Source organism: Sphingomonas sp. 8AM (genome assembly GCF_902506455.1).
Taxonomy (GTDB): Bacteria; Pseudomonadota; Alphaproteobacteria; order Sphingomonadales; family Sphingomonadaceae; genus Sphingomonas.
In genome coordinates this window covers 653,320-660,314 of sequence record NZ_LR733844.1, presented here as the reverse complement: position 1 = coordinate 660,314, position 6,995 = coordinate 653,320, and the positions used below count along the sequence as shown (strand labels likewise).

Here is a 6,995-nt window from a genome sequence, read left to right as displayed (position 1 = left end):
GCGCAAGGGTGGGGCGGGGCGCTGGCGGCGCGTTGTCGGGAAGGATTGTTCGCGCGGAGGCGCGGAGGTGCAGAGGCGCGGAGGTGAAGAGGGCGGCTTCCCTAGCTGAACTTCGGTCATCCGAACCCGCCGCCAAAGTCCCGGTTCGTGCCATTTCAAGGCGTACCCCGGCGAAGGCCGGGGTCCAGTTGGGAAAGACGTTCAGCCAGTTACAAACGTCTCCCACCTGGGCCCCGGCCTTCGCCGGGGTACGAACAGGAAGGTGTTTGATAGGCTGACCGTCCCGAATTGAATCCGGACTGGCGATGGCAAGGATCGTCAGCGGCTGTCGAGCAGCGTCGTCAGTTCGCGTGACAGGCTCTCGAAACGATAGGGTTTGGCGAGGAAGCGGCCATCGTCGGGGATATCGTCGCGCGACGGGCGCGTGTCGCCGGAGGTGAGCAGGATCCGGATCGCGGGCCAGCGTTGGTGCACCACCTCCGCCAGCTTCAGCCCGTCCATCGAGCCGGGCATGCGGATGTCGGTGAACAGCACCTCGACATTGTCGGCTTCTTCGAGGACCGCCAGCGCCTCGTCGGCGCAGGCCGCCTCGATGACCGAATAGCCTGCCTCTTCCAGTGCGTCGGCGCCGATCATGCGGACGAACAGCTCGTCCTCGACGATCAGTACCGTGGTGGATGCCCCGTCGCTCATGTCATCGCATCGCATCGTTCGTCGGACAAAGCGGCACACCCTCTTATAGCGATTGCCACGAACATTCCGCCTCTCTGCTTAACGGTCAACCCGCCGCTGACCCAAAAAGGCCAGAGCGGCGAGCCCCATTGCCGCGCCCGCGGCGGTAGCCGTGGCGAGCGGATGACGGCCGGCGGTCTCGTAGACGCTGAGGCGGCGACCGTGTTGATCCTGCGAGCGTTCCTCGCCGTTGGCGACGGGCGCGGCGAGATTGTCGTGGCGGCTCGGCGCGCGCTTCGGGTCGCGCAGCCACGGCAACAGCGTCGGGCCGAGCCGGTCGAGGAGGCCAGGGAAATGCTGCGCAGTCAGCACCTGCAAGCGGCCGGTGCCGCCCACCGTCACGTCGCGGCGACGATGCTGCGCGGCGTCGAGGATCGCCTCGGCGACGAGTTCGGGATCGTAGACCGGCGGCGGCAGCAGCGCCGCGCCGTCGAGATGATTGGCGGCATGGTCGGCAATCGGCGTGTCGATCCCCGCTGGCTTGATCAGCGTCACCGAGATCGGCAGCCGATCGGCGATAATCTCGATCCGCAGCGAATCGACATAGCCTTTCACGGCATGCTTGCTGGCTGCATACGCGCCCATGCCGGGGCTGGGGATGTCGGAGACGATCGAGCCGATCGTGATGAGCGCGCCGCCGGCGCGCTGCAGATGCTCGACCGCGGTGAGACAGCCGTGCACCGCGCCGAAATAATTGGTGCGCAGCAGCCGTTCATGCTCGTCCATCGGCGTGTCGAGCAACTTGGCGTAGATCGCGACGCCGGCATCGTTGACCCAGGTGTCGATGCGGCCGAAGCGCTCGACGGCCTTGGTCGCCGCGCGCTGGACGTCGCGCAGGTCGCCGACGTCCGCGATCGCGAAATCAGCGTGGCCACCCGCGTCGGTGATCTCGCGGACGATCCGCACCAGTGCATCGCCATCGCGTGAGACCAGCACCACCTTCGCGCCACGCTTCGCAGCGAGCCGCGCGGTGACCAGTCCGATCCCGGAGCTGGCGCCAGTGATGAGCATGACCTGATCGGCGAGTGGCTTGAGCGTCGGGTTCATCGCGTCGCCTCCGTCGCGAGTGTCGGACGCGGAGGAGCTTGGCGCGGATCAGGCATCGTAAGTCATTCCATTATATCGCGAACCTTGCCTCTTTAACCCGCCGTGTCGTCATCGGTTCACCTTCGATGAAGATTCGCGGGCGGTGCGGGCGATTGCCGATCCGCGCGGCGCGTGCTGGAAGGGCATGGTGAAGGAGATGGCGATGCGGACGATCGGGGCGATGATGGCGGGCGGGCTGGTGCTCGCGATGCCAGCGGCGGCGCAGGAATCGCGGGAGGTCCGGTACGATCTGTCCTTCCCCGACGCCGCGCATCATCGCGCGCAGATCGTGGCGACGTTCCGCGGCGTGCCGGCGGGGCCGTTGCGCGTGCAAATGGCACGCTCGTCGCCCGGCCGCTACGCGCTCCACGAATTCGCCAAGAACGTCTTTGCGGTAACCGCGCGCGATGGCGCGGGGCGGCCGTTGCCGCTGACGCGCAGCGATCCCTATGGCTGGAGCGTCGCCGGGCACGACGGGACGGTGGTGGTCAGCTACACGCTGTTCGGCAATCGTGGCGACGGCACCTATGTCCAGATCGACACGCAGCACGCGCACCTCAACCCGCCCGCGACGCTGATGTGGGCGAGCGGCTTCGACGCCGCGCCGGTGCGGGTGCGGATCGTGCCGCCCGACGCCGGCTGGACGATCGCGACGCAATTGCCGGCCGTCGCCGGACAGCCGAACACCTTTGCGGCGCCCGGCCTGCAATATTTGATGGACAGCCCGATCGAGGTCGCGCGGCAGGAGATCCGCGAATGGCCGGTCGGGGAGGGCAAGCAGCGCTACACGATCCGGCTGGCGGTGCATCACGACGGCAGCCCCGCCGAGGTCGACCGGCTTGCGGCGCAGGTCAAGCAGTTGATCCCGCAGCACCGCAAGCTGTTCGGCGAATGGCCGCGCTTCGACCAGGGCAATTATACGTTCCTCGCCGATTATACGCCGCAGATCTCCGGCGACGGCATGGAGCATCGCAACTCGACGGTGGTGACCACGCCGACCCCGCTTGACGGCACCAACGCCGGACAGCTTTCGACGATCTCGCACGAGTTCTTCCATGCCTGGAACGTCGAGCGGTTGCGCCCGCGCGAGCTGGAGCCGTTCGACTTTACGCGGGCCAATGCCACGCCGTCTTTATGGTTCGCGGAGGGCGTCACCAATTATTACGGTCCGTTGATGCTGCGCCGGGCCGGGCTGACCGATATCGACAATTGGGCGAAGGCGACCGCAGGGGCGCTCAATACCGTGTTGTTCTCGCCTGCGCGACGCAACGGCGGGCCGCAGGAGATGAGCCTGCGCGCGCCGTTCGCCGACGCCGCGACCTCGGTCGATCCAATCGCGCCGGATGTCTTCCTGTCCTATTACTCTTATGGCCAGGTGGTGGCGCTGGCGCTCGACCTTTCGATCCGACAGCGCTTCCCGAAGCGCTCGCTCGACGATGTCATGCGCAACCTGTGGCAAACCTTCGGACGGGCCGAGCGGCCGTATGCGCCCGACGATCTGCGCCGTGCGGTCGCGACGGTGACCGGCGATGCCGGCTTCGCCGACGCGTTCTTCGCGCGCTCGGTGGTCGGCAACGCCTTGCCCGACTTCACGCCGTTGCTCGCGCAGGCCGGGCTGGTGCTGCGTGCGGCGGCGCCACAGCACGGCTGGATCGGCGCGGGCGGGGTCAGTGCGATGCCGGCGGGGGTGATGCTCAATGCCGCACCGGTGCCGGGCTCACCGCTCGACGCCGCCGGGCTGGATGCAGGCGACCGGATCATCGCCGTCAATGGTGGGCCGATCACCGATCCCGCCGGCTGGACGACCGCGCTGGACCGGCTGACGCCGGGCGCGACGGTTGCGATACGGTTCGCTCGCCAGGGCGGCGAGCAGCAGCGTAGCGTTCGCGCGCTTGCCGATCCCTGCGTGGAAATCGTGCGGGTGGAGGCGACCGGCGGCACGCTGAGCGGCAAGCAGCGTACATTCCGCGCCAATTGGGTTGACGAATAATTAACCTGCTCAACCTAGGTCATGCGGTCGTGTGTCACTCATTGACACAGGGTGGAGCGAGGCAGACATTCGCAACATGGCCCAACGTCAATCGCGCAACGTCTCGCTGACTCCCGAGCTGGAAGCCTTCGTCACCGACAGTCTGGCGACCGGCGACTATGGGAACGCCAGCGAGGTGGTGCGCACCGCGTTGAAGCTGCTGCGCGATGGCGGATCGCCGCGTGAGGTGCTGCGCGGCTGGCCGGTCGGCGGTGGCGAATGCGGCGCGATGATCCGCGATGGCGACTGGTCGCGCCATGTGCTGGGCCCGGTCGAGCGCTGGTCGCCGACGCTGCGCGTGACGGTGGCGAACGTCGTCAACTCGCCGGTGCCCAAGGTGCTGATGTGGGGGCGCGACGGCGTGCTGCTCTACAACGATGCCTATCGCGAGATCCTGGGTGCGCGTCACCCGGGCGGGATGGGCAAGCCCGTCGCTGCGGTCTTCCCCGAGATCGAGGCGTGGAACCGCGCCATCATCGACCGTGGCCTGTCGGGCGAGGTCGTCAGTTTTCGCGATCAGCCGCTGACGCTGATCCGCGGCGACAAGCCGACCGAGTTGTTTTTCGATCTGTTCTACACCCCGGTGATCGAGAGCGACGGCAAGGCCGGCGGGGTGCTGTGCACCGTGATCGACAATACCGCGCGACTGTTGCTGGAACGGCGGCTCGCCGCCAGCGAGCGCGAGCTGCGCACCGTCACCGACGCGCTGCCGCTGCTGGTGTCGTTCATCGACCGCGATCTGGTCTATCGCTATGCCAACCAGCATTATTATGAGTGGTTCGGGATCGGCGCGGACGATGTGATCGGGCGGCACACCCGCGACGTGATCGGCGCGGAGAATTTCGAGCGCCGCCGCCCCGCGATGGAGCGTGCGCTGGCCGGCGAGACGATCGTCGAGGACTCGCTGATCCAGCATGGCGACGGATCGTGGCGGCGTGCCGACATTCGTTACCTGCCGCGTTTCGACGAGCAGGGCGCGGTGCTCGGCTTTCAGGTGATCGTGCTCGACGTCGAGGAGCGGGTGCGGCGCGAGGAAGCGCTCCACGCCAGCAACGCGCGCTTCCGCGCCGCGATGGAGGCGATGCACGGTGTGCTGTGGACCAACGACGCCGAGGGGCGGATGGTCGGGGAACAGCTCGGCTGGGCGATGCTGACCGGGCAGACGCCCGAGCAATATCAGGATTATGGCTGGGCGGATGCGGTCCATCCCGACGATGCGCAGGCGTCGGTGGCGGCGTGGCGCAAGGCGGTGGAGTCGAAATCGACCTTCGTCTTCGAGCATCGCGTCCGCCGCCATTGCGGAACGTGGCGGACCTTCGCGGTGCGCGCGGTGCCGCGGATCGATGCGAAGGGTGAGGTCGCGGAGTGGGTCGGCGTCCATACCGACATCACGCATCAGCGCGCTGCCGAGGCCGCGCTGCGCGACCATGCCGAGCAGCTCGAGCGGCAGGTGCGCCACCGCGAGCGCGCCGAGGATCAGCTCCGCCAGCTCAACGAGACGCTGGAAACGCGCGTCATCGAGGAGATCGCGTCGCGCCACGCCGCCGAGCGCAAGCTGGCGCAGGCGCAGAAGATGGAGACGGTCGGCAAGCTGACCGGCGGGGTCGCGCACGATTTCAACAATCTGTTGCAGGTCGTCTCGGGCAACCTCCAGCTGTTGCAGAAGGATATCGCGGGCAACGAGCGCGCCGAGACGCGGGTGGCGAACGCGCTGGCGGGGGTGTCGCGCGGGTCGCGGCTGGCGGCGCAATTGCTGGCGTTCGGGCGGCGGCAGGCACTGGAGCCCAAGGTCGTCAACGTCACGCGCTTCGTGCGCGGAATGGACGACATGCTGCGCCGTGCGATCGGCGAGGGGATCGAGGTCGAGACGATCTTCGGCGGCGGGCTGTGGAACACCTTCATCGATCCCGGCCAGATCGAGAATGCGTTGCTGAACCTCGCGATCAACGCGCGCGACGCGATGGAGGGGCAGGGCAAGCTGACGATCGAGCTGGCGAACGCGCATCTCGACGACGATTATGCGCGCCGCCACGACGAGGTCGAGCCGGGGCAATATGTGATGCTGGCGGTGACCGACACCGGCTGCGGCATGTCCGAGGAGGTGGCCGCGCAGGTGTTCGAGCCGTTCTTCTCCACCAAGGCGGAGGGCAAGGGCTCGGGTCTGGGGCTGTCGATGGTCTATGGCTTCGTCAAGCAATCCGGCGGGCACGTGAACATCTATTCGGAGCCGGGGCACGGCACCACGATCCGCCTCTATCTGCCGCGCGCGATGGAGCGCGAGGACGTCGAGGTGGTGCTCGACAACGGCCCGGCCGTCGGCGGCAGCGAGACGGTGCTGGTGGTCGAGGACGACGACGAGGTCCGCGCGACGGTGGTCGAGATGCTGGGCGATCTCGGTTATCGCGTGCTGAAGGCGGTCGACGCGCAAAGCGCGCTGAGCGTCGTCGAGAGCGGCATCTCGATCGACCTGCTGTTCACCGACGTGGTGATGCCGGGCACGCTCAAGAGCCCGGAAATGGCCCGCAAGGCGCGCGAGCGGTTGCCCGATCTCGCGGTGCTGTTCACCAGCGGCTATACCGAGAATTCGATCGTCCACGGCGGGCGGCTGGATGCGGGCGTCGAACTGCTCTCCAAGCCCTACACGCGCGAGGCGCTGGCGCGGAAGGTGCGGCATGTGCTCGCCCAACAGGGGCAACGCCGCGAAAGCGTCGCGCCGCGTCCGCAACCGGTGCCGCGTGTTGCGGAGCCAGCGGGTGAGCGGCGAACGATCCTGCTCGTCGAGGATGATGCGCTGATCCGCAGCGCCACCGCCGAGGTGTTGCAGGAGGCCGGGCATGTCGTGGTCGATGCCGCGAGCGCCGAGGAAGCGATGGCGGCGTTGCAGACCGCGCCGATCGACGTGCTGGTGACCGACGTGCACCTGCCGGGAACGTCGGGGCTGGAACTCGCCGCGCGCGCGACCGAGCTGCATCCGGGGATCCGTATCGTGGTGGCGAGCGGCGATATCGGCGCGGTCGAGGTGGAGGAGCCGAACATGCACCTGCTCGCCAAGCCATATAGCGCGCGGGAATTGCTGGCGCTGCTGAGCGGGGAAAGCGTGCGCGAGAAGGCGCGCGAGGGCGAGGTGTAGGCTCTCCGCCGGGTGCGC

General features: G+C 67.8%; 4 protein-coding genes. 2 read left to right on the top strand and 2 right to left on the bottom strand.

Going from position 1 to position 6,995, the window contains the following annotated elements; all coding sequences use genetic code 11:
• Nucleotides 1-318 precede the first annotated feature (318 nt).
• Complete coding sequence (locus BACI71_RS03355) at nucleotides 319-693, bottom strand: response regulator (protein WP_236552793.1); 375 nt, start codon at nucleotides 691-693, stop codon at nucleotides 319-321.
• Nucleotides 694-771: 78 nt separating this feature from the next.
• A complete protein-coding gene (locus BACI71_RS03350) occupies nucleotides 772-1,779 on the bottom strand; it encodes an SDR family oxidoreductase (protein ID WP_159755024.1) in 1,008 nt (335 codons plus the stop codon).
• 142 nt (nucleotides 1,780-1,921) lie between these two features.
• On the opposite strand from BACI71_RS03350, the gene BACI71_RS03345 reads away from it, so the two are divergent.
• Together BACI71_RS03345 and BACI71_RS03340 are read left to right on the top strand one after the other, a co-directional pair.
• Nucleotides 1,922-3,808: a M61 family metallopeptidase gene (locus BACI71_RS03345; protein ID WP_159755021.1), complete on the top strand. Its 1,887-nt coding sequence runs from the start codon at nucleotides 1,922-1,924 to the stop codon at nucleotides 3,806-3,808.
• Between the two features lie 76 nt (nucleotides 3,809-3,884).
• Nucleotides 3,885-6,977, top strand: a complete 3,093-nt coding sequence (locus tag BACI71_RS03340) for a hybrid sensor histidine kinase/response regulator (RefSeq protein WP_159755018.1) — start codon at nucleotides 3,885-3,887, stop codon at nucleotides 6,975-6,977.
• Nucleotides 6,978-6,995 lie beyond the last annotated feature (18 nt).

What these genes read in the sequence shown, in the direction of transcription:
- BACI71_RS03355 (WP_236552793.1), bottom strand. Translation starts at nt 693, where the DNA reads ATGAGCGACGGGGCATCCACCACGGTACTGATCGTCGAGGACGAGCTG.
- BACI71_RS03350 (WP_159755024.1), bottom strand. Translation starts at nt 1,779, where the DNA reads ATGAACCCGACGCTCAAGCCACTCGCCGATCAGGTCATGCTCATCACT.
- BACI71_RS03340 (WP_159755018.1), top strand. Translation starts at nt 3,885, where the DNA reads ATGGCCCAACGTCAATCGCGCAACGTCTCGCTGACTCCCGAGCTGGAA.